Here is a 20,986-nt window from a genome sequence, read left to right as displayed (position 1 = left end):
CCCGGGGTGGGGACAGCCCGCCGGAAAGTCGGGGGTGCGTCGGATGTCCTGAGAGCGCACGGAACCGGAAGCTTGTCGTATGACGCGAAACCGGTCGGTACTCATCCCGTTTCTGCTTCTGCTTCTGCTGCTCTGCGCGGGCGTCCCGGGCGCCGGCACGCTCCCGCCACCCGAGAAGCGCGCGTTGCGAGCCGCCGAACGCGGCGCCCACCCCCTGCGCGCCACCGGGCCGTACGGCGAGCTGGACGACCTGCGGCCGCTGGGCCGCATGGTGGGCGGTGCGAAGGTGGTCGGGCTCGGCGAGGCGACGCACAGCTCGCACGAGTTCTTCACGCTGAAGCACCGCGTCCTGCGCTATCTGGTGGAGCGTGAGGGCTTCCGCACCTTCGCGCTGGAGACGAGCTGGAGCAGCGGCCTGCGCCTGGACGCGTACGTGCGGACGGGCGAGGGCGACCCACGGCGCATCATGCGCGAGGAGTTCCAGGACACCTACGCGTGGTGGAACACCGAGGAGTACCTCGCCCTCATCGAGTGGATGCGCGCGTACAACGTCCGGCACCCGGGCGACCCGGTGCGGTTCATGGGCGACGACTTCGCGTACGCGGGCCCGGAGCAGTACGACAGGGTGCTGCGGTACGCGGCCCGCTACCGCCCCGACCTGCTGCCGCGCCTCACCGCGCTCTACCGGGGCCTGCGGCCCACCACCTCGGCGGGCGCCTACATGAAGGCGTACCTGACCCGGCCCCTGGCCGAGCGCCGCGCGATGGCCGTCCGCGCGGAGGCGGCGCTGTCCCTGCTGGCCCGGCAGCCGGTTCCCGCCGGTGCGACGGAGGAGGCCCACGCCTGGGCGGTGCAGCACGCCCGCGCCCTGGCGCAGACGGCGCGCGGTTACGCCTTCGACTTCGACGACCCGCGCCAGTTGCGGGCGTCGATGGGCTACCGCGACCGGCTGATGGCGGACAACGTCGCCTGGTGGCAGGCGCGAACGGGGCACAAGGTGCTGCTGTCGGCGCACAACAGCCATGTCTCCTACCGCACGTCCGACCCGCGCTACCCCCGTATGCAGGGCGCTTTCCTGCGGGAGCGGCTGGGTGAGGACTATGTGAGCGTCGCCGTGACGTTCGGCTCCGGCTCCTTCAACGCGACGGACCGCGACGGCAGGGCCCGCGTCCATACCGTGGGAGCCCCGCCGCGCGACAGCACCGAACGCTTCCTCGACCGGGTGCGTCCCGGCGACTACCTCATGGACCTGCGCGACTCCCCCGCTCCCGCCCGCAGCTGGCTGAACACCCCGCGCCCCACCCGCAGCATCGGCACGTCCTATCCCGAGCGCCCGCACATCATCGCCCCCACGGCCTCCCATGACCTGCTCTTCCATCTCCACCGCGTCACACCGGCCCATCTGCTGGCGCCCCCGAGCTGAGGTCTCACAGCGGCACGTTGCCGTGCTTGCGGTCCGGCAGCACGGCGTGCTTGTCGCGCAACATGGCCAGCGAGCGGATCAGCGTCCGGCGGGTGTCACCGGGGTCGATGACGTCGTCCACCAGTCCCCGCTCCGCGGCGTAGTACGGATGCATCAGCTCCGACTTGTACGCCTCCACCAGCCGGGCGCGGGTCGCCTCCGGATCGTCGGAAGCGGCGATCTCCCGGCGGAAGACCACGGAGCCGTCTTGTGGACGTTCTCCAGCAGTGACCGGGAGGCGACGTCATCGCCGACTGGATCGCCCAGGACATCGCCGCCACGGACCGCAGGCCGTCAGATTTCGCGCTCATCGCTCGGCAGAGGATCAAAGACGTCGTCCCGCTGTTTCCTGCCCGGCTTTTTTGAAGCGCAGGAAGCGGCATGGCGCCACGCCACCTGCCTGACCGAGTACGTGAGCGCTGCACGCACGCGAGTCGACGCCATGCCGCCGGGCCGGGCCAGAACCGAGGCCGAAGCATGGATCAGCTGGGCAGCGGCCACGGTGCAGCGTCTCGACCCACTGAACACACCGCCCCGGCTGCCCGACATTCCCGAGCCACGCCCCGACGACCTGAAGCCCTTCCTCGGGCACTGGAGCCCCTACGGCCCCACCTACTGACGCCCGCTCCGCCACACGTCCGGCCCGCCGAAGTACGGCGGCAGCGCGCCTGCCGCCGCAATCAGCGGCGCCGGAAACCGGCGAAATTCCCGTCAGGTTCCGCAAAACCAGCCCTCGGGAGCAGCGCCTCCCAACCGACGTGACCTGCACGATCAGTCAGGTGACGCCCTGCCAGAACGAGCGTCGTCTCAACGTCAAGATATCGCCCGTAACGCCCACACCGCCCATGAAGCACACACGCTGAACCGCAGGTCAGGCGTCCTTCTTCACCGGCTCCAGGATCGCCACGCACTCCACGTGATGCGTCATCGGGAACAGGTCGAACGCCCGCAGCGTCCGCACCCGGTAGCCCGTGTCGCGGAAGTACGCGATGTCGCGGGCCAGGGCCGCCGGGTCGCAGGCGACATAGGCGATGCGGCGCGCGCCCAGACCCGCCAGGTGCTTGACCGTCTGCTTGCCGGCGCCCGCGCGGGGCGGGTCCAGGACGATGAGGTCCACGTCCGTGATGCCGGTGCGCGGCAGGGCCTGCTCGACCTTGCCCTGCTCGATGCGGACGCGCTCGAAGTCCTGGAGGTTGTGGCGGGCGTCCTCCACCGCGCGCTTGCCCGACTCGATGCCGAGCACCGCGCCCTTGTCGCCCACGCGGTCGGCGAGGGCGCCCGCGAAGAGGCCCGCGCCGCAGTAGAGGTCCAGGGCGGTGTCGCCCTTGCGGGGCAGCAGGCCCTGCATCACCGCGCGCACCAGGGTGTCGGCGGCCTTCGGGTGGACCTGCCAGAAGCCGCCGTTGCCGACGCGGTACGTGCGGTCGTCCGCGCGCTCGCGCACGAACGGGCGGCCGTGGACGCGGTGCACTCCCCCGTCCTCGGCGACCCGCAGGACCGAGACCGGCCTGTCGAGCTCCACGATCGGGAGGCGGGCCCCCGGCCGCGGGGTGAGGACCACCTGGCGGTCCTGCGAACCCGTCGCTGCGATCGCGTCGACCGAGGCCATGCCCTCCCACGAGCGCTTCTCGATGCCGAGCTCCGAGACGCCCGGCGCCGCGATCAGGCAGCCGTCGATCGGCTGGACCTCGTGCGAGCGGTGCTTGCGCAGCCCCGCGCGGCCCTCGGCGTCGATCGCGTACTGGACGCGGGTCCGCCAGGCGGGCACCTCTCCGGCCGGGACCTTGTCGCCCTCGGCCGGCATGACGGTGCCGTCCCAGCCTGCCTCCTCCGGCGTCAGGCCCGCGAGCCGCTGAAGCTGTTCCGCGACGACCTCGCCCTTGAGGCGGCGCTGCGCGCCCGGCTTGGCGTGCTGCCAGTCGCAGCCGCCGCACTTGCCGGGTCCGGCGTACGGGCAGGGCGCCTCGACCCGGTCCTTCGACGCCTCCAGGACGCGGACGGCGTCGGCGCGCAGGAAGCGGGAGTCCTCCGCCCCCTCGGTGACGCGGACGACGACCTTCTCGCCGGGCAGCGCGTGCCGGACGAAGAGCACGCGGCCCTCGTCGGTGCGGGCGATGCAGTGGCCGCCGTGCGCCACCGGGCCGACCTCGACCTCGTACTCCTCCCCGATGAGTGAAGAGTCAGGTGCGTTCTGCATGGCGAGGGGGCTCCAGGGGTGAGACGGGGGCTGCCGCAGTTTTCGCGGCAGCCCACCAGTCTACGTGGCCGGGGCCGGCCCTTGTGCGCCCCGGCTCTCCACGCCCTGCCCGCCCGGCCCGCGCAGCCGACCGGGTGCATCCGGCTCGTCCAGCCCGCCCGGCCCGCGGGCTCGCGCGGCCCGCCCGGCTCGCCCGCGGGCCCCCGCGCGGCCCACTCAGCTCTTCGCCGTCGGCTCCTTCGGGCGCTCCGTGGCGGGTCCGCGGCGCACCGAGCCGGGCGCGTTCCAGTCCTGGCGCTTCTTGGCCCGCTTCTTCGCCACCTCCGAGGACTGGAGCTGGTACGGGACCGACGTCACCATCACGCCCGGCGTGAACAGCAGCCGGCCCTTCAGGCGCAGGGCGCTCTGGTTGTGCAGCAGGTGCTCGTACCAGTGGCCGACGACGTACTCGGGGATGATCACGCTGACCGCGTCGCGCGGGCTCTCGCGCCGGATGCGCTTGACGTAGTCGATGACCGGCCGGGTGACCTCGCGGTACGGGGAGTCGAGGATTTTCAGCGGGACGTTGATGCCGCGCCGCTCCCACTCCTCCTTCAGCGCCTTGGTCTCGGCCGGGTCGACGTTGATGCTGAGCGCCTCCAGCTTGTCGGAGCGCATCAGCTGGGCGTAGGCGACGGCGCGCAGTGTCGGCCGGTGCACCTTGGAGACCAGGACGATGGAGTGCACCCGGGACGGGCGGGCGGTGTCGTCCGTCGGCTCGTCGGGGGCGGCGATCTCCTCGGCGACGCGGTCGTAGTGCTTGCGGATCGCGGTCATCGTTCCGTAGAAGATCACCATGCCCAGCAGGGCGACCCAGGCGCCGTGCGTGAACTTCGTCGCGAGGACGACGACCAGGACGAGGCCGGTGAAGAAGGCACCGAAGGTGTTGATGGCGCGGGACCGGATCATGCGGCGGCGCGCGGCCGGGTCCCTCTCGGTCCGCAGATGGCGGTTCCAGTGCCGGACCATGCCGGTCTGGCTGAGCGTGAAGGAGACGAAGACGCCCACGATGTAGAGCTGGATCAGCCGGGTGGAGTCCGCCCCGTACAGCCAGACCAGCAGCATCGCGGCGCCGGCGAGGAGCACGATGCCGTTGGAGAAGGCGAGCCGGTCGCCGCGGGTGTGGAGCTGGCGCGGCAGGTAGCGGTCCTGGGCGAGGATCGAGCCGAGGAGCGGGAAGCCGTTGTACGCGGTGTTCGCGGCGAGGAACAGCACGAGCGCCGTGGCCGCGGCGAGCAGGACGAAGAAGAACGTGCCATCGCCGAAGACGGCGGCCGCGACCTGCGAGATCACCGGGTTCTGGACGTAGTCGGCACCGACCGGGACGCCGTCGCGGATCAGGTCGTGCGCGGGCTGCTCGGCCATCTTGACGTCGGTGGCCATGGCCAGGCCGATGATCCCGCAGAACATGGTGACGGCCAGTCCGCCCATGAGCGCGAGCGTGGTGGCGGCGTTCCTGCTCTTGGGCTTGCGGAAGGCCGGGACGCCGTTGCTGATCGCCTCGACGCCGGTGAGCGCCGCGCAGCCGGAGGAGAAGGCGCGCAGCATGAGGAAGACCAGCGCGAAGCCGGCCAGCCCCTGGTGCTCCGGCCGGATCTCGAAGTCGGCGGTCGGGGCCCTCATGGGCTCGTCGAGGACGATGCCCCTGAACGCCCCCCAGGCGATCATGATGAAGACGCCGGTGACGAAGACGTACGTGGGGATGGCGAAGAGCTTGCCGGATTCCTTCACGCCGCGCAGGTTCATCAGCGTGAGGAGCAGGATGATCGCGACGGCGGAGAAGACCTTGTGCTCGACGACGAACGGCACGGCGGAGCCGAGGTTCTCCACGCCGGAGGAGATCGACACGGCGACGGTCAGGACGTAGTCGACGAGCAGGGCGCTGGCGACGGTGAGACCGGCCTTGGGGCCCAGATTGGTGTTGGCGACCTCGTAGTCGCCGCCGCCGCTGGGGTAGGCGTGGACGTTCTGGCGGTACGAGGCGACGACCGTGAACATCAGGACCACGACCGCGGCCGCGATCCAGGGGCTGAAGTGGTACGCCGACACACCCGCGATGGAAAGGACCAGCAGCACTTCGCCCGGCGCGTACGCCACCGAGGAGAGGGGGTCGGAGGCGAAGACGGGGAGTGCGATGCGTTTGGGGAGGAGTGTCTCTCCCAGCTTGTCGCTGCGCAGCGCCCGGCCGATCAGGATCCGTTTGGGCAGGTCGGTCAGTTTGGACACGCAGAGGATCGTAAGCGTTCGAAAAGGGACGTGCCCACCCACCACCCCTTACCCCTACGGAATCTTGGCGGGACGTCCTCTTGCGCCGATGAGGGCGGGGCTGCATCCGCGGCATAAGCTCGTCTTCGGGCATCACCGCACAGCAGGCTGAGAGAGAGAAGTGAGCAGGGTGTTTACGCAGGTCGGCGTCGTCGGCAGAGTCACCAGGAGTGCGGGGTAACCGGTCGTGCACATCGTCATCATGGGCTGCGGCCGAGTGGGAGCCGCACTCGCGCAGACCCTGGAGCAGCAGGGGCATACGGTCGCCGTCGTCGACCAGGACCCCACGGCCTTCCGGCGCCTGGGCTCGGGCTTCGGCGGGCGGCGCGTCACGGGTGTCGGCTTCGACCAGGACACGCTGCGCGAGGCGGGCATCGAGGAGGCCGGGGCGTTCGCCGCGGTGAGCAGCGGTGACAATTCCAACATCATCGCGGCGCGGGTCGCCCGCGAGATGTTCGGCATCGAGAATGTCGCGGCCCGGATCTACGATCCGCGGCGCGCCGAGGTGTACCAGCGCCTGGGCATCCCGACGGTGGCCACGGTGCGCTGGACCGCCGACCAGATGCTGCGGCGGCTGCTGCCGTCCGGCGCCGAGCCGCTGTGGCGGGACCCCAGCGGCGGGGTGCAGCTCGCGGAGGTGCACACCGCGCCGTCGTGGATCGGGCACAAGGTCAGCAGGCTGCAGGAGGAGACGGGCGTCCGCGTGGCGTTCCTCACCCGATTGGGTGAGGCGGTCCTGCCGACCTCGCAGACGGTGCTGCAGGAGGGCGACCTCGTCCACGTGATGATGCGTACGGACGAGATCGAGAAGGTCGAGGCGGCGTTCGCCGAGGGCCCTGAGGAGGGCGGTCACTGATGCGGGTCGCTATTGCGGGCGCCGGCGCGGTGGGCCGTTCCATCGCCGGCGAGCTGCTGGAGAACGGGCACGAGGTGCTGCTCATCGACAAGGCGCCGACCGCGATCTCGGTGGAGCGCGTGCCGCAGGCGGAGTGGCTGCTGGCCGACGCCTGCGAGATCACCTCGCTGGACGAGGCGGCGCTGCAGCGGTGCAACGTGGTCATCGCGGCGACCGGCGACGACAAGGTCAACCTGGTCGTCTCGCTGCTGGCCAAGACGGAGTACGGGGTGCCGCGGGTGGTCGCCCGCGTCAACAACCCGAAGAACGAGTGGCTGTTCAACGAGGCGTGGGGCGTCGACGTCGCCGTCTCCACGCCGCGGCTGATGTCGGCGCTGGTGGAGGAGGCGGTGAGCGTCGGCGACCTGGTCCGGCTGCTGCGCTTCAGCCACGGCGACGCGAACCTGGTCGAGCTGACGCTGCCTCCGGAGTCGGCGATCGCGGGTACGCAGGTGGGTGACGTGGCGTGGCCGCAGGACACCTCGCTGGTGACGATCATCCGTGGGTCGCGGGTGCTGACGCCGAGCCCGGAGGAGACGCTGGAGGCGGGTGACGAGCTGCTGTTCGTCGCGGCCCAGGCGCGGGAGGAGCAGTTGGAGGACCTGCTGTCGGTCCGCCAGGAGTCGGCGGGCTGACGCTCCGCGCCGCCCTGCGGGGAGCGCACACGACAGGGGGCGGAAAGCCCGGGGGGGGGGGGGGGGGGGGGGGGGGGGGGGGGCCCCCCGCGGGGGCCCCCGGGGGGGGGGGGGGGGGGGGGGGGGGGGGGGGGGGGGGGGGGGGGGCGGGGGGGGGGGGGGGGGGGCGGCGCCCGCCCCCCCCCCCCCCCCCCCCCCCCCCGCTGCTGCCGGACGGGTGCGGCGTCAGGCTTCCGTGTGGGTGGCGTTGGACGCGGCCGCGGCCTTGCGGGCCTTCTCCGCGGCCTCCTCCGCCTCCATCTCCGCGAACACGTCGATCGGCGGCGGCGCCTTCGCCAGGAAGAGCCACGTCAGGTAGACCGCGAGCAGGAACGGCGGGATCTTCAGGGTGACCAGCACCCAGCCGAGCTGCGTGGTGTCGGCCCACCAGTACAGCGGGAAGAGGATCGCGCACTTGGCGAGCAGGATCAGGCCCCAGGCCCAGCTGGCCTTGGCGTAGGCCTTCTTGCGGCCGGGGTTGCGGGTGCGCCAGGAGAGGTTCTCCTTGAACACCGGGCCGAGGACCAGGCCGATGAGCGGCACGCCCGCCAGCGTGGTGACGATGTACGCGATGCCCAGGCCCAGGGTGTACAGCATGCCCGGCAGGTAGAAGTCCTTGGCGTTGCCGGTCATCAGCGCGAAGACCACGCCGAAGGCGACGCCGAAGACGCCGCTGAAGGCGTGCTTGACGGTGTCGCGCCGGATAAGCCGTACGGCCACCAGCGCCAGGGACACCCCGAGTGCCGCGATCGCGGAGAGGTGCAGGTCCTTGTTGATCGTGTAGATCGTGACGAACAGCAGGCCGGGCAGGACGGTCTCCACCATGCCCCGTACGCCGCCGAAGGCGTCGAAAAGGGCGGCTTCGGTCGCGGCTTTCGTGTCGTCGGGGGACGGCTTGTCGGGTGACGTCACCGGCTACTCCTGTCCGAGCGGTCGGAGCTCGTATTTGGGATTGAAGAGGACCCGGCGGCCGTGGCTCATGGAGATCCGGCCGGAGGCGATGAGCCTGCGGCCGGGTTCGATGCCCACGATGGAACGCCGGCCCAGCCACACCACGTCCAGGGGTTCCGTGCCGTCGAAGAGCTCGGCCTCCAGCGCGGGGACGCCGGCCCTCGGGCGCAGGGTGACCGTCCGCAAGGTACCAGTCACCGTGACGATCTGTCGGTCTCCGCATGCGGATATAGGGGTGCACCCCGAGGCCTGAGCGTCCTCCTGCAGCTCCTCGGACTCCAGGTCGCCCTGGGAGCTGGACAGCCGGTCGAGCATCCGCCGGAACCGGCCGGCCGGCTTGTCTGTACGCGGTGCAGCACTCATACAGAAAGCGTACCTAGCGCTCGAAGCGGTAACCCATGCCCGGTTCGGTGATGAAGTGCCGCGGATGGGAGGGGTCCGCTTCGAGCTTGCGGCGGAGCTGGGCCATGTAGACGCGCAGGTAGTTGGTCTCGGTGCCGTACGAGGGTCCCCAGACCTCCTGGAGCAGCTGCTTCTGGCCGACGAGCCGGCCGGCATTGCGTACGAGCACCTCCAGCAGGTGCCACTCGGTGGGGGTCAGCCGGACGTCGCGGCCGTCGCGGTGGACCTTCTTCGCCGCCAGGTCCACGGTGAAGGAGTCGGTGCGCAGGACGGCCACGTCCCCGTCGCCGCCGACGGGCTCGGCCCGGCGCACCGCGGCGCGCAGCCGCGCGAGCAGCTCGTCCATGCCGAACGGCTTGGTGACGTAGTCGTCGGCCCCGGCGTCCAGCGCCTCGACCTTCTCGTCGGAGGTGTGGCGTGCGGAGAGGACGAGGATCGGTACGCGGGTCCAGCCACGCAGGCCCCTGATGACGTCGACACCGTCCATGTCGGGCAGGCCCAGGTCGAGGACGACCACGTCGGGGTGGCGCGCGGCGGCCAGCTCCAGCGCGGTCGCGCCGTCGGGGGCGGCGTCGACCTCGTACGCCCGTGCCTTCAGGTTGATCACCAGGGCGCGTACGATCTGCGGCTCGTCGTCGACCACGAGCACCCGCGTCATGAGGGGCCTGCTTTCTCTCGTACCGGTGAGGGGAGGGTGAGGGCCGGCGGGGTGTGGGCCGGCGGGGTGGGGGCGGCCCGTGGGGTGACCGCCCGGAGGGTGAGGACCATGGTCAGGCCGCCGCCGGGGGTGTCCTCGGCGGTGAGGGTGCCGTCCATGGCCTCGGCGAACCCCCGCGCGACCGCGAGTCCGAGGCCGACCCCGGCGCCGCGCGGTGCGTCCCCGAGACGCTGGAAGGGTTCGAAGATCCGTTCCTTGGCGTCGTCGGGTACGCCGGGGCCGCGGTCGGCGACGCGGAGTTCGACGCGCCCGCCGAGAGCGCTGGCGGCGACCGTGACGGGGGTGCCGGCGGGGCTGTGCTTGACGGCGTTCTCGACGATGTTGGCCACGGCACGCTCCAGCAGGCCCGTGTCGACCACGACCATCGGCAGGCTCTCGGGGATGTCGAGTCCGACGCTGCCGTCCGGCACGCCGCCGAGCGCCATCGGGACGACCTCGTCGAGGTCGACGGGGCGCAGGAGCGGGGTGACGGTGCCGGTCTGGAGCCGGGACATGTCCAGGAGGTTGCCGACCAGGTGGTGCAGCCGGTCGGCGCCGTCCTCGATGCCGGCGAGGAGCTCGGCCCGGTCCTCGTCGGACCACTCGACGTCGTCGGCGCGCAGGGAGCTGACGGCCGCCTTGATGCCGGCGAGCGGAGTGCGCAGGTCGTGGCTGACGGCGGCCAGCAGCGCCGTACGGATCTTGTTGCGCTCGGCGAGCCTGCGGGCCTCCTCGGCCTCGTCGACGAGCCGCTGCCGGTCGAGTACGACGGCGGCCTGCGCGGCGAACGCCCCGAGCACCCGGCGGTCCTCGGCGGGCAGGACGCGGCCGGTCAGCGCCAGTGCCAGGTGCTCCCCGACGGGCATGTCGACGTCCGCGTCCTCGGGCCGGGCGACGGGTGCGGGGCCGACGCTGGCCGCGCGGGTCCACGGCTCGACGTCGCTCGCGCGCTCCAGCAGCGCCACGGACTCCATGGAGAACGTCTCGCGCAGCCGCTCCAGCAGGGCGTCCAGCGCGGTCTCCCCCCGCAGCACGCTGCCGGCCAGGAAGGACAGCACCTCGGACTCGGCGCGCAGCCGGGCGGCCTGGTGGGTGCGGCGCGCGGCGAGGTCCACGACGGAGGCGACGGAGACGGCGACCCCGAAGAAGACGGCGATCGCGACCATGTTCTTAGGGTCCGCGACGGTCATGCGGTACAGGGGCGGCGCGAAGAACCAGTTGAGGAGCAGGGAGCCGAGCGCCGCGGAGGCGAGCGCCGGGTACAGGCCGCCGAGCAGCGCGGACGCCACGGTGAGCGACAGGAACAGCAGCATGTCGTTGGCGAGGCCCAGGTGGGCCTCGCCGTGGGTGAGCAGCAGTGTGAGCAGCGCGGGCCCGAGGACGCCGACGAGCCAGCCCCCGGTGATCCGGGAGCGGCCGAGGCGGGCGGCGCGGGCGACGGGCAGGCCGCGTCCCTTGGCGACCTCCTCGTGGGTGACGATGTGGACGTCGAGGTCCGGCCCGGAGTCGCGGGCGACCGTGGCGCCGACTCCGGGCCCGAACACGTACTGCCAGGCCTTGCGGCGGCTGGAGCCGAGCACGATCTGGGTGGCGTTGACACCGCGCGCGAACTCCAGCAGCGCTGCCGGGATGTCGTCGCCGATGACGTGGTGGAAGGAGCCGCCGAGGTCCTCGATGAGGGTGCGCTGGACGGCGAGTTCCTTGGGGGAGGCGGCCGTCAGACCGTCGCTGCGGGCGATGTAGACGGCGAGGACCTCGCCGCCGGCGCCCTTCTCGGCGAGCCGGACGGCCCGGCGGATGAGGGTGCGGCCCTCGGGGCCGCCGGTGAGGCCGACGACGATGCGTTCGCGGGCCTGCCAGGTGGAGCGGATGTTGTGCTCGCCGCGGTACTGCCGGAGGTACTCGTCGGCGCGGTCGGCGGTCCACAGCAGGGCGAGCTCGCGCAGCGCGGTGAGGTTGCCGGGTCGGAAGTAGTTGGAGAGGGCCGCGTCCACCGCGTCGGGCCGGTAGACGTTGCCGTGCGCCAGGCGGCGGCGCAGCGCCTGCGGCGACATGTCGACCAGCTCTATCTGGTCGGCGCGGCGGACGACCTCGTCCGGGACGGTGTCCCGCTGCCGCACCCCCGTGATCGACTCCACGACGTCGCCCAGCGACTCCAGGTGCTGGATGTTGACCGTCGATATGACGTCGATGCCCACGGCGAGGAGTTCCAGGACGTCCTGCCAGCGCTTGGGGTTGCGGGAGCCGGGGACGTTGGTGTGGGCGAGCTCGTCCACCAGGGCGACCGCGGGGCGGCGCTCCAGGACGGCGTCGACGTCCATCTCGGTGCGGGTGCCGTCGCGGTGCGCGAGGGCCTTGCGGGGTATCTGTTCCAGCCCGTGCAGCAGGGCTTCGGTACGGGGCCGGCCGTGGTGCTCGACGACCGCGACGGCGCAGTCGGTGCCGCGTTCCGTACGGCGGTGGGCCTCGGCGAGCATCGCGTACGTCTTGCCGACACCCGGTGCCGCGCCGAGGTAGATCCGTAGCGTGCCGCGTCCCATGGCCTAGACCTTACGACCGGCCACCAGGGCCGGCGGAGCCGGAGGGTCCTCGCGGTGGCGTCTTGACGGGATCCTGACGAGCCGCGAGGCATGGTCCCCGGAGCGTCGTGCCAGGTCAGGCGCGCAGGGCGGCGTGCGGAGGGGCCGCCCGCGGCGCGGCCCGGCCCGCGTACCACGAGCCGTACCAGGCCGTACGGGGTTTCCGCGCGGCCCGGGACCGCGCGGTGCCGCGTCCGCACCCGGGGGCCCCGAGCGTGGACACCGCGGCACCGCGGCGGGAGGTCAGCGGACCTCGGTGATCTCCGGCCCGCGCTGGAGCTGGCCCATGCCGCCGGAGAACCGCGAGGACTCCTGGTCCTCCTGCTGGACGCCCTCGGGCACCATCTGCGCGTCGTTGGGCAGCTTCAGGACGATCGGGTCGCGCGGCGCCATCGGGCCCTCGCCGCGGACGACCACGGTGTCGCGGAAGATCTGCTCCAGCAGTCCGGCGGCCTGCGGCTGCACCGCGCCCTGCCCCGAGATCACACCGCGCAGGAACCAGCGCGGCCCGTCCACACCCACGAAGCGCACCAGCTGCACACCGCCGGTGCCGTCGGGCAGCTGCACCGGGACCTGGGCCCGCAGCTCCCAGCCCAGCGGGCCCTCGACCTCGTCGATGACCCCGCCCTGCTGGGTGATGCCGGAGGCGATCTCCTCGCGGACCTCGCCCCAGATGCCCTCGTTCTTGGGGGCGGCGAAAGCCTGCAGCTGGATGGCGCTGTCGCGCAGCACCACGGTCGCGGCGACGATCGCGTCCCCGGCGACCTCGACCCGCAGTTCCATGCCCTCGACTCCGGGCACGAACAGGCCTCCCAGGTCCACCCGGCCCTCGTCGGGCTTGGAGACCTCGGTGATGTCCCAGGGCCCGTCGGGCCGGGGCGCCGGCGGAAGGTTCACGCGGCGCGGCTCGCCCTCGGCCGCGTCGTCGGTGTCGACCTCGTCGACGACCTGCTCGGCCTCGCGCGCCACGTCCGCTGCGTCCTCAGCGGCCCTGCTCTTCTTGCGACGTCCGAACACGTCACTGTCCTTCCCGGTCGGATACGACCGAAGCGTATCGATTCCCACCCGTCCAGCCCTCCACGGCGGCATGACCGCCGGTGGACCCGAAGCCCCCCTCGGCCCGCGCGGAGCCGGGGAGCTCCGCCACCTCGTGGAAGCGGACCTTCTCGACTTGCTGAACGACCAGTTGGGCGATCCGGTCGAACCGTTCGAACCGCACGCTCTCGCGCGGGTCGAGGTTGACCACGATCACCTTGATCTCCCCACGGTACCCGGCATCCACGGTCCCCGGGGCATTCACGAGGGCCACTCCGCACCGGGCCGCGAGCCCGGAGCGCGGGTGCACGAAGGCGGCGTACCCGTCGGGGAGGGCGATGGAGATGCCCGTGGGCAGGACGGCCCGCTCGCCGGGGGCGAGTTCGGCGGCCTCGGTGGTGACGAGGTCGGCGCCGGCGTCGCCCGGATGTTCGTACGCCGGGAGCGGTACCTCGGGGTCCACGCGGCGGATCAGCACGTCGACAGGGTGGGGCATCAGGGGTTCACCTCGAAGGCGCGGGCGCGCCGGAGCTGGTCGGGGTCGGCCATCGCCGCCCGGATCTCCTCCGGACGGCCGTTGTCGATGAAGTGATCGACCTTGACCTCGATGAAGAGGGCGTCGGCCCGGACGGCGAGGGCGCCCTCGGGGCCGCCGATCCGCCCGGTCGCGCGGCAGTAGATCTTGCGGCCGTGCACGGCGGTGACCTCCGCCTCCAGGTGCAGCACGGTGCCGACGGGCACGGGCCGCACGAAGTCGGTCTCCAGCCGTCCGGTCACGGCGATCACCCGCAGCAGCCAGTTCAGCGAGCCGAGCGTCTCGTCGAGGGCGGTGGCCAGCACGCCGCCGTGCGCCAGTCCCGGGGCGCCCTGGTGGTCCGTGGTCACCGTGAACTCGGCGGTGACGGTGACGCCCTCGCCGGCCCGCGCCGCGAGGTGCAGCCCGTGGGGCTGTCCGCCGCCGCAGCCGAAGCAGTGCTCGTAATGGGCGCCCAGGAGCTCGCCCGGGGCGGGCGCGTCGGGGTGCCGTACCGGCGGTATGGCCTCGGCGGGGGGCCTCAGTGCAGTGCTCACAGGCGCAGACCTTACCCGCGCGGGGGACCCTGGGTCGCGCCGTGCCAAGCTTGGTTGTATGCAGCCTTCCGCATCGGCTCCTGCCCCGGCCTCCGCGCCGCAGTTCGACGAACGTCTCACCGCCCCGCGCTCCTGGTGGCTGATCGCCGCCCTTGTCGGGGTCTCCGGCGCACTGATCATGCTTCCGCTCGGCACACTGCCGATGCTGGGCGGGCTGATCCTGGCCGGTGCGCTGGCGGCGGTCGGGGTCAGCTCGTACGGCTCCGTCCGCATCCGGGTGGTGGCGGACTCGCTGGTGGCGGGGGACGCGCGCATCCCGCTGTCGGCGCTGGGCGACCCGCGGGTGCTGGACGCCGAGGAGGCGCGGGCCTGGCGTACGTACAAGGCGGACCCGCGCGCGTTCATGGTGATGCGGGGGTACGTGCCGGAGGCGGTGCGCGTCGAGGTGACGGACCCGGCGGACCCGACGCCGTACGTCTACCTGTCGAGCCGCGACCCGAAGGCCCTGGCGGCGGCGCTTCGGAAGGCCCGCGCCGCTTGAGGAGCCGCGGTCCTCGGGCCGCTCAGAAGCCGAGCTCCTTGGGATTCTCGGGCTGCTCCAGCGGGGGCAGCTCGGGCAGGGCGTCCCAGGGCACCTGGCGGGTGCGCAGGTCCTTGCGGATGCGCTCGGCGAGCTTCTTGGTGTCGCGCCGGTTCAGCACGGCGCCGACGGCCGCACCCACCATGAACGGCATGAGGTTCGGCAGGTTGCGCACCATGCGCTTCATGATCTGCTGGCGCAGCTCGCGCTTCATCCGGCCGCCGAGGGCGGCGTTGACGCTGGCCGGCTTGGTGACGTCGATGCCGCGCTCCTCCGTCCAGGAGGTGAGGTAGGCGGCGGCGCGCTGTCGGGTGGTGCCGGGGGGCCGCTGTCCGTAGACCTCGTGGAGCTCGGCGATGAGCTTCAGTTCGATCGCCGCGACGCCGGTGATCTCCGCGGCCAGCTCGGCGGGCATCGCGGGCGGTACGGGGAGCATGGCGGCGGCGCCGACGCCCGCGCCCACCGTGGAGGTGGCGTTGGCGGCGCCCGCGATCAGCTTGTCGGCGATCTCCTCGGGACCGAGCCCGGGGAACTGCTGGCGCAGGGTGGCGAGGTCGCGGACGGGAACGCGCGGTGCGTTCTCGATGAGCCGGTCGGCGAGGTGGGCGAGGCCCGCTCGCGCTCCCTCGCGTCCCTTGGTGACGCCGTTGCGCACGCCGGTCCGGACGGCGTCCAGCCGCCCCGGCCTGTCCGGGCGTGCCGGGTGCCGGCCTGCCGCCCCGCGGGTCGCCTCGAGCGAGGCCGAGGGGCCTCGCTCGTCGTCACGCGCGCCGGGGGAGGGCAGGAGGGCGGAGTGCTCGGCGGGCGCGTCGTGCGTGCCCGGTGCCGGGTCCGTGCCGCCCTGGTACGCCTCCGGCTTCCGGTGGAGGGAGAGCCGGAAGCGTCGCTTCCGAGACGGGTTGTCGCCTGCCACGGCCTGCCGGACCTCAGTCGCAGTCTCGGCAGATCGGCTGACCGTTCTTCTCGCGCGCGAGCTGGCTGCGGTGGTGCACCAGGAAGCAGCTCATGCAGGTGAACTCGTCCGCCTGCTTGGGCAGCACCCGGACGGCCAGCTCTTCGTTCGACAGGTCCGCGCCGGGGAGCTCGAGGCCCTCTGCGGCCTCGAATTCGTCGACGTCGACCGTCGAGGTGGACTTGTCGTTCCGGCGGGCCTTCAGTTCTTCAAGGCTGTCCGAGTCGACGTCGTCGTCGGTCTTGCGTGGGGTGTCGTAATCCGTTGCCATGTCGCTCTCCCCCTCTGGGTGTTTGCAGTGTCTCCAGCGCACGTAACGCGTGAGAGGCCGGTCTTGTGCCCGACCTGAGGCGGAGATTTTGCCTCACATCAAGGTCTGTTACTCAATCGACACCCAACCGGACCCCTCCGGAGCGATCGGGTTCAGGTGGCGAAGGGGACCGTACACGGTCCCGGGGCGGCACCCGACGGGCGCCACCCCGTGTACTTCCCGTGATCCAGGGCCCCGGAAACCCGGACTTTTCCCGGTTTTCCGGAGGAATTCTTGATCACGGAGAGTAGAGGGCCGGAAACGGTCCTTTGTGATCGATCACACACGGTCAACGCGGGAAAGGGTCCCGAAAATTCCGCGCAAAGCGAACACGATGACGACCGTCGCCCCGCGTGTCACACCGGAAGGGTGACACGCATCACGAGGCCGCCGCCCTCGCGGGGCTCCGCGATGATACGGCCTCCGTGGGCCCGCGCGACGGACCGGGCGATCGACAGCCCCAGCCCCACGCCCTTGTCGCTGCCGGTGCGCTCCTGTCGCAGCCTCCGGAACGGCTCGAAGAGATTGTCGATCTCGTAGGCGGGTACCACCGGCCCGGTGTTCGACACCACCAGCACCGCCTGGCCGTGCTGGGCCTCGGTGGTCACCTCCACCCAGCCGTCCTCCGGCACGTTGTAGCGCACCGCGTTCTGCACGAGGTTCAGGGCGATCCGCTCCAGCAGGACGCCGTTGCCCTGGACGACGGCCGGAGCCCGCTCGCCGCGGACGTCCACGCCCTTCGCCTCCGCCTCCGCCCGTACCTGCTCGATGGCGCGCGAGGCGACCTCCGACAGGTCCACGGCCTTGCGCTCCACGATCTGGTTGTCGCTGCGGGCGAGCAGCAGCAGGCCCTCCACGAGCTGCTCACTGCGCTCGTTCGTGGCCAGCAGCGTCCGCCCCAGCTGGTGCAGCTCGGCGGGGGCGCCGGGGTCGGAGAGCTGGACCTCCAGCAGGGTGCGGTTGATCGCCAGCGGCGTGCGCAGCTCGTGCGAGGCGTTGGCGACGAACCGCTGCTGGGCGGTGAAGGCGCGCTCCAGCCGGTCCAGCATGTCGTCGAAGGTGTCGGCGAGCTCCTTCAGCTCGTCGTCCGGGCCGTCCAGCTCGATGCGGCGGCTCAGATCCGTGCCGGCCACGTTCCGGGCCGTGCGCGTGATCTTGCCCAGCGGGGACAGGACCCGGCCCGCCATCGCGTAACCGAACGCGAAGGCGATGATGGACAGGCCCAGCAGCGCGAACAGCGAGCGGCGCAGCAGGTCGTCCAGGGCGTGCTGGCGCTGTTCGTTGACGCAGGCGTTCATCGCCCGGTTCGCCGCCTCGGCGCTGGGAGGCCCGGGCGGGAAGGTGCAGATGTCGCTGGTCACCTTGCCCTCGACGACCCGGAACGGCAGCTCGCTGCCGATGTGCAGCGCCTGTGCCGCCAGCAGGTAGATGATCGACAGCAGCAGGATGCCGGCGATCAGGAACATGCCGCCGTACAGCAGGGTCAGCCGTATCCGGATGGTGGGCCGCAGCCAGGGGCGGACCGGATCCCGGGGGTCCCAGGTCGGCTTGGGGGGCGCCTGGGGAGGCACTGGAGTCGTCGCCACGGCTCAGATCCGGTAACCGGAGCCCGGGACGGTGACGATCACCGGCGGCTCGCCCAGCTTGCGGCGCAGGGTCATGACGGTGACCCGGACGACGTTGGTGAAGGGGTCGGTGTTCTCGTCCCAGGCCTTCTCCAGCAGCTGCTCGGCCGAGACGACCGCTCCCTCGCTGCGCATCAGCACCTCCAGCACCGCGAACTCCTTCGGCGCCAGCTGGATCTCCTTGCCGTCGCGGAAGACCTCGCGGCGGTTGGGGTCGAGCTTGATGCCCGCCCGCTCCAGGACCGGCGGCAGCGGCACCGTCGTACGCCGCCCCAGGGCCCGCACGCGCGCGATGAGCTCGCTGAACGCGAAGGGCTTGGGGAGGTAGTCGTCGGCGCCGATCTCCAGGCCCTCCACGCGGTCGCTGACGTCACCGGAGGCGGTGAGCATCAGGACGCGGGTGGCCATGCCCAGGTCGACGATCCTGCGGCAGACGTCGTCACCGTGGACGAGCGGCAGGTCGCGGTCGAGGACGACCACGTCGTAGTCGTTGACCCCGATGCGCTCCAGTGCCGCCGCCCCGTCGTACACGACGTCGACGGCCATGGCCTCCCGGCGCAGTCCGGTGGCCACCGCATCGGCGAGCAGCTGCTCGTCCTCGACGACGAGTACGCGCACGGCGCTGATCCTTCCTCCGAGCCCGGGTGCGGGCGTTGACTGTGCGCCTCCATCCTGCCCCTTACGCGCGTAAACCGGCGGTAAGGCACCTGGCCGCAAGAGCCCTGGTCACGGCTGCGGCACCGGGAATTCACCGGATTCACGAACGACTTGAGGTTTCTGTGAGACGGCTCTGGGGGAGGACGTCTGCACACCCGAGATCACGCCGTGTATGTGGCGCGCCACGAACCGCTCTGTCCCCCAGAGGTGCCGTGCGTGATCGCCCTACCGATCGACCGACCCTCGGCACACCCCCGTGCCACTGACCCATGACGAGGGGGCGCACGATGGACGCTTTCACCACAGGACTGCTGCAGCGCATAAAGGCGGCGGAGTCCCACCTCACGCAGGCGCGCGAGACGGGCGACGACTTCCTGGCCGATGTGGAGCAGGAGGAGCTCGAGGACCTGCGCCGCCTCGCCGCCGAACACGGCGTGGAGATCGGCGCCGCGACGGCCTGAGTCCCGGCCCGCGCCGGCGAGCGGCCCCGATGTCCGGGTACGACATCGGGGCCGCTCGCTTGTGTCCGGGCGTGCTCCCGCGCACGGGGGCTGGTACCGGCGCCGGCTTTGGGTAACCCGCGAGGCTGCCGGCCGGCTCCCGGGGGTCCTCAGTCGTGCCAGGCCCCGAACTCCTCCAGCAGCTCCTGGAGCGGCTCGAAGACGCCCGGGGACGCCGCCACCGTCAGCTCGCGCGACGGGGGCGTGCCGGGGCGTCCGCCGGTCAGGGCCCCGGCCTCGCGGGCGAGCAGGGCGCCGGCCGCCAGGTCCCAGGGGTGGAGCCCGCGCTCGTAGTAGCCGTCCAGCCGGCCGGCCGCCACGTCGGCGAGGTCGACCGCCGCCGAGCCGCCGCGGCGGATGTCGCGCACCCGTGGGATGAGCCGCTGCGCCACGTCCGCCTGGTGGGCGCGGACCTCGGCGACGTAGTTGAAACCGGTGGACACCAGGGCCTGGTCCAGCGGGGGCGCGGGGCGGCAGCGCAGGGGCCGGCCGTTCAGGAACGCGCCGCCGCCGAGCACGGCGTGGAACGTCTCGTCGCGCATCGGGACCACCACGACCCCGACGAGGGTCTCGCCGTCCCGTTCGGCGGCGATGGACACCGCCCAGGTGGGCAGGCCGTACAGGTAGTTCACGGTGCCGTCGAGCGGGTCGACCACCCAGCGGACGCCGCTGACGCCTGCCGTCACGCCGCCCTCCTCGCCGAGGAGGCCGTCGTCCGGCCGGTGATCGGCGAGATGACCGGCGATCAGCTTCTCGGCGGCGATGTCCATCTCGGTGACGACGTCGATGGGGCTGGACTTGGTGGCCTGGACGCCGAGGTCGGCGGGGCGGCCGTCGCGCAGCAGCGCACCGGCCCGCCGCGCGGCCTCCAGGGCGTGCGCCAGCAGCTCGTCGGGGAGCGGGTCGCTCGTCACGGGGTCTCCTTACGCGTACGGGCTGTCGGCGCCCGCCGCCGCGGGCCGGGGGGCCCGGGCCGGGCAGCAGCCGATGGGGCACAGGTCGTGCGAGGGGCCCAGCGCGCCGAGCGCGCACCGCTCCACCGCGGTGCCCCGCTCCGCCGCCGCCCGCTCCAGGACGAGGTCGCGGACGGCCGCGGCGAAGCGCGGGTCGGCGCCCACGGTGGCCGACCTGCGCACCGGCAGGCCGAGCTCCGCGGCCTTCGCGGTGGCCTCGGTGTCCAGGTCGTACAGGACCTCCATGTGGTCCGAGACGAACCCGATCGGCACCATCACGACCGCCGGCGCCCCGGCGCCGTGCAGCGCCTCCAGGTGGTCGCAGATGTCCGGCTCCAGCCACGGGATGTGCGGGGCGCCGCTGCGCGACTGGTAGACGAGCTCCCAGGGGTGCTCGACGCCCGTCTCGTCCCGGACCGCGTCGGCGATGAGCCGCGCCACGTCCAGGTGCTCCTTCACGTAGGCACCGCCGTCCCCGTGCTCCTCGACGGGTCCGGAGGTGTCGGCGGCGGAGACCGGGATGGAGTGGGTGGTGAAGGCGAGGTGGGCGCCCGCGCGGACGGACTCGTCCAGCTCCGCGAGCGACGCCAGGACGCCGTCGACCATGGGCCGGACGAAGCCGGGGTGGTTGAAGTAGTGGCGCAGCTTGTCGACGCGCGGCCGGGGCAGGCCCTCCGCTTCCAGGGTCGCGAGGGCGTCCGCGAGGTTCTCCCGGTACTGGCGGCAGCCGGAGTACGACGCGTACGCGCTGGTGGCGAGGACGGCGATGCGGCGGTGGCCGGCCTGGACCATCTCGCGCAGGGTGTCGGTCAGGTACGGCGCCCAGTTCCGGTTGCCCCAGTGCACGGGCAGGTCGAGGCCCGCGTCCGCGAAGTCCTTGCGCAGCGCGGCCAGCAGGGCGCGGTTCTGGTCGTTGATGGGGCTGACCCCGCCGAAGAGGAAGTAGTGCTGCCCCACTTCCTTGAGCCGCTCCTTGGGGATGCCGCGGCCGCGGGTGACGTTCTCCAGGAACGGGACCACGTCGTCGGGCCCCTCGGGGCCGCCGAAGGAGAGCAGCAGCAGGGCGTCGTACGGGGCTGGATCGCGCTGATCGGACATGGGATCGATCCTGCCACCCGGGTCCGACAGCGGAGAAACCGCCG

At 72.3% G+C, this 20,986-nt stretch carries 21 protein-coding genes and 1 pseudogene; 6 read left to right on the top strand and 16 right to left on the bottom strand.

Features of this window, described 5'->3' with window-relative positions:
* The first annotated feature begins 79 nt into the window (after window positions 1-79).
* The gene (locus ACIA79_RS23890) at window positions 80-1,423 is read left to right on the top strand and encodes an erythromycin esterase family protein (RefSeq protein ID WP_399430373.1); all 1,344 of its coding nucleotides are present in this window, start codon (window positions 80-82) and stop codon (window positions 1,421-1,423) included.
* Window positions 1,424-1,427: 4 nt separating this feature from the next.
* Here the strand turns inward: ACIA79_RS23890 and ACIA79_RS23885 are convergent.
* A pseudogene (locus ACIA79_RS23885) lies at window positions 1,428-1,664 on the bottom strand (carboxyl transferase domain-containing protein); the annotation flags it as partial.
* A 6-nt stretch (window positions 1,665-1,670) separates the two neighbouring features.
* Between ACIA79_RS23885 and ACIA79_RS23880 the strand changes: the two are divergent.
* Window positions 1,671-2,081 carry a hypothetical protein gene (locus tag ACIA79_RS23880; RefSeq protein WP_399430372.1) on the top strand — a complete coding sequence of 137 codons (411 nt, stop codon included), beginning with the start codon at window positions 1,671-1,673 and terminating at the stop codon, window positions 2,079-2,081.
* Window positions 2,082-2,333: 252 nt separating this feature from the next.
* Here ACIA79_RS23880 and ACIA79_RS23875 read toward each other — a convergent pair whose 3' ends face one another.
* Together ACIA79_RS23875 and ACIA79_RS23870 are read right to left on the bottom strand one after the other, a co-directional pair.
* Window positions 2,334-3,659, bottom strand: a complete 1,326-nt coding sequence (locus tag ACIA79_RS23875; RefSeq protein WP_399430371.1) for a class I SAM-dependent RNA methyltransferase — start codon at window positions 3,657-3,659, stop codon at window positions 2,334-2,336.
* A 216-nt stretch (window positions 3,660-3,875) separates the two neighbouring features.
* Window positions 3,876-5,924 (bottom strand): APC family permease, encoded by a 2,049-nt coding sequence (locus ACIA79_RS23870; RefSeq protein ID WP_399430370.1) that lies wholly within the window; start codon window positions 5,922-5,924, stop codon window positions 3,876-3,878.
* A 226-nt stretch (window positions 5,925-6,150) separates the two neighbouring features.
* On the opposite strand from ACIA79_RS23870, the gene ACIA79_RS23865 reads away from it, so the two are divergent.
* A complete protein-coding gene (locus ACIA79_RS23865) occupies window positions 6,151-6,819 on the top strand; it encodes a potassium channel family protein (RefSeq protein WP_399430369.1) in 669 nt (222 codons plus the stop codon).
* The gene (locus ACIA79_RS23860; RefSeq protein WP_399430368.1) at window positions 6,819-7,493 is read left to right on the top strand and encodes a potassium channel family protein; all 675 of its coding nucleotides are present in this window, start codon (window positions 6,819-6,821) and stop codon (window positions 7,491-7,493) included. The genes ACIA79_RS23865 and ACIA79_RS23860 overlap by 1 nt, the downstream gene beginning before the upstream one ends.
* A gap of 225 nt (window positions 7,494-7,718) precedes the next feature.
* On the opposite strand, the gene ACIA79_RS23855 is transcribed toward ACIA79_RS23860, so the two are convergent.
* The 7 genes from ACIA79_RS23855 to ACIA79_RS23825 all read right to left on the bottom strand — a co-directional run bounded on the left by ACIA79_RS23855 (window position 7,719) and on the right by ACIA79_RS23825 (window position 14,267).
* Complete coding sequence (locus ACIA79_RS23855; RefSeq protein ID WP_399430367.1) at window positions 7,719-8,444, bottom strand: DUF3159 domain-containing protein; 726 nt, start codon at window positions 8,442-8,444, stop codon at window positions 7,719-7,721.
* Between the two features lie 3 nt (window positions 8,445-8,447).
* Entirely contained in the window at window positions 8,448-8,846 is a 399-nt protein-coding gene (locus ACIA79_RS23850; RefSeq protein ID WP_399430366.1) for an OB-fold nucleic acid binding domain-containing protein, read from the bottom strand.
* 13 nt (window positions 8,847-8,859) lie between these two features.
* On the bottom strand, window positions 8,860-9,543 hold the full coding sequence (locus ACIA79_RS23845) for a response regulator (RefSeq protein ID WP_399430365.1): 684 nt from the start codon (window positions 9,541-9,543) through the stop codon (window positions 8,860-8,862).
* On the bottom strand, window positions 9,540-12,122 hold the full coding sequence (locus tag ACIA79_RS23840; protein ID WP_399430364.1) for an ATP-binding protein: 2,583 nt from the start codon (window positions 12,120-12,122) through the stop codon (window positions 9,540-9,542). Before ACIA79_RS23840 ends, ACIA79_RS23845 begins: the two co-directional genes overlap by 4 nt.
* Window positions 12,123-12,404: 282 nt before the next feature.
* Window positions 12,405-13,178, bottom strand: a complete 774-nt coding sequence (locus ACIA79_RS23835) for a DUF3710 domain-containing protein (RefSeq protein ID WP_399430363.1) — start codon at window positions 13,176-13,178, stop codon at window positions 12,405-12,407.
* A gap of 1 nt (window position 13,179) precedes the next feature.
* Window positions 13,180-13,695 carry a dUTP diphosphatase gene (gene dut / locus ACIA79_RS23830; RefSeq protein WP_199819792.1) on the bottom strand — a complete coding sequence of 172 codons (516 nt, stop codon included), beginning with the start codon at window positions 13,693-13,695 and terminating at the stop codon, window positions 13,180-13,182.
* Complete coding sequence (locus tag ACIA79_RS23825; RefSeq protein WP_399430362.1) at window positions 13,692-14,267, bottom strand: PaaI family thioesterase; 576 nt, start codon at window positions 14,265-14,267, stop codon at window positions 13,692-13,694. Before ACIA79_RS23825 ends, dut begins: the two co-directional genes overlap by 4 nt.
* Window positions 14,268-14,325: 58 nt before the next feature.
* Between ACIA79_RS23825 and ACIA79_RS23820 the strand changes: the two genes are divergently transcribed.
* Complete coding sequence (locus tag ACIA79_RS23820) at window positions 14,326-14,808, top strand: DUF3093 domain-containing protein (protein WP_399430361.1); 483 nt, start codon at window positions 14,326-14,328, stop codon at window positions 14,806-14,808.
* A gap of 22 nt (window positions 14,809-14,830) precedes the next feature.
* Here ACIA79_RS23820 and ACIA79_RS23815 read toward each other — a convergent pair whose 3' ends face one another.
* The 4 genes from ACIA79_RS23815 to ACIA79_RS23800 form a co-directional block, all read right to left on the bottom strand.
* Entirely contained in the window at window positions 14,831-15,760 is a 930-nt protein-coding gene (locus ACIA79_RS23815; RefSeq protein ID WP_399430360.1) for a hypothetical protein, read from the bottom strand.
* 13 nt (window positions 15,761-15,773) lie between these two features.
* Complete coding sequence (locus tag ACIA79_RS23810) at window positions 15,774-16,070, bottom strand: DUF4193 domain-containing protein (RefSeq protein WP_003955561.1); 297 nt, start codon at window positions 16,068-16,070, stop codon at window positions 15,774-15,776.
* Between the two features lie 395 nt (window positions 16,071-16,465).
* Window positions 16,466-17,695 carry a sensor histidine kinase gene (locus tag ACIA79_RS23805; RefSeq protein ID WP_399430359.1) on the bottom strand — a complete coding sequence of 410 codons (1,230 nt, stop codon included), beginning with the start codon at window positions 17,693-17,695 and terminating at the stop codon, window positions 16,466-16,468.
* 3 nt (window positions 17,696-17,698) lie between these two features.
* The gene (locus ACIA79_RS23800) at window positions 17,699-18,352 is read right to left on the bottom strand and encodes a response regulator transcription factor (protein WP_399430358.1); all 654 of its coding nucleotides are present in this window, start codon (window positions 18,350-18,352) and stop codon (window positions 17,699-17,701) included.
* 326 nt (window positions 18,353-18,678) lie between these two features.
* On the opposite strand from ACIA79_RS23800, the gene ACIA79_RS23795 reads away from it, so the two are divergent.
* Window positions 18,679-18,852 (top strand): hypothetical protein, encoded by a 174-nt coding sequence (locus tag ACIA79_RS23795; protein WP_199819789.1) that lies wholly within the window; start codon window positions 18,679-18,681, stop codon window positions 18,850-18,852.
* A 149-nt stretch (window positions 18,853-19,001) separates the two neighbouring features.
* Here ACIA79_RS23795 and ACIA79_RS23790 read toward each other — a convergent pair whose 3' ends face one another.
* Complete coding sequence (locus tag ACIA79_RS23790; RefSeq protein ID WP_399430357.1) at window positions 19,002-19,805, bottom strand: inositol monophosphatase family protein; 804 nt, start codon at window positions 19,803-19,805, stop codon at window positions 19,002-19,004.
* A gap of 9 nt (window positions 19,806-19,814) precedes the next feature.
* The gene (locus ACIA79_RS23785; RefSeq protein ID WP_399430356.1) at window positions 19,815-20,942 is read right to left on the bottom strand and encodes a ferrochelatase; all 1,128 of its coding nucleotides are present in this window, start codon (window positions 20,940-20,942) and stop codon (window positions 19,815-19,817) included.
* Between the last annotated feature and the right edge of the window lie 44 nt (window positions 20,943-20,986).

The organism is Streptomyces sp. NPDC051310 (assembly GCF_044455245.1).
In the GTDB taxonomy this organism is placed as follows: Bacteria; Actinomycetota; Actinomycetes; order Streptomycetales; family Streptomycetaceae; genus Streptomyces.
This window is presented reverse-complemented; position numbering and strand designations above follow the sequence as displayed.

Bases quoted from the DNA above. Each gene is read 5' to 3' on its own strand.
- ACIA79_RS23890 (WP_399430373.1), top strand. From the start codon at position 80: ATGACGCGAAACCGGTCGGTACTCATCCCGTTTCTGCTTCTGCTTCTG.
- ACIA79_RS23875 (WP_399430371.1), bottom strand. From the start codon at position 3,659: ATGCAGAACGCACCTGACTCTTCACTCATCGGGGAGGAGTACGAGGTC.
- ACIA79_RS23860 (WP_399430368.1), top strand. From the start codon at position 6,819: ATGCGGGTCGCTATTGCGGGCGCCGGCGCGGTGGGCCGTTCCATCGCC.
- ACIA79_RS23850 (WP_399430366.1), bottom strand. From the start codon at position 8,846: ATGAGTGCTGCACCGCGTACAGACAAGCCGGCCGGCCGGTTCCGGCGG.
- ACIA79_RS23845 (WP_399430365.1), bottom strand. From the start codon at position 9,543: ATGACGCGGGTGCTCGTGGTCGACGACGAGCCGCAGATCGTACGCGCC.
- ACIA79_RS23840 (WP_399430364.1), bottom strand. From the start codon at position 12,122: ATGGGACGCGGCACGCTACGGATCTACCTCGGCGCGGCACCGGGTGTC.
- ACIA79_RS23820 (WP_399430361.1), top strand. From the start codon at position 14,326: ATGCAGCCTTCCGCATCGGCTCCTGCCCCGGCCTCCGCGCCGCAGTTC.
- ACIA79_RS23810 (WP_003955561.1), bottom strand. From the start codon at position 16,070: ATGGCAACGGATTACGACACCCCACGCAAGACCGACGACGACGTCGAC.
- ACIA79_RS23795 (WP_199819789.1), top strand. From the start codon at position 18,679: ATGGACGCTTTCACCACAGGACTGCTGCAGCGCATAAAGGCGGCGGAG.
- ACIA79_RS23785 (WP_399430356.1), bottom strand. From the start codon at position 20,942: ATGTCCGATCAGCGCGATCCAGCCCCGTACGACGCCCTGCTGCTGCTC.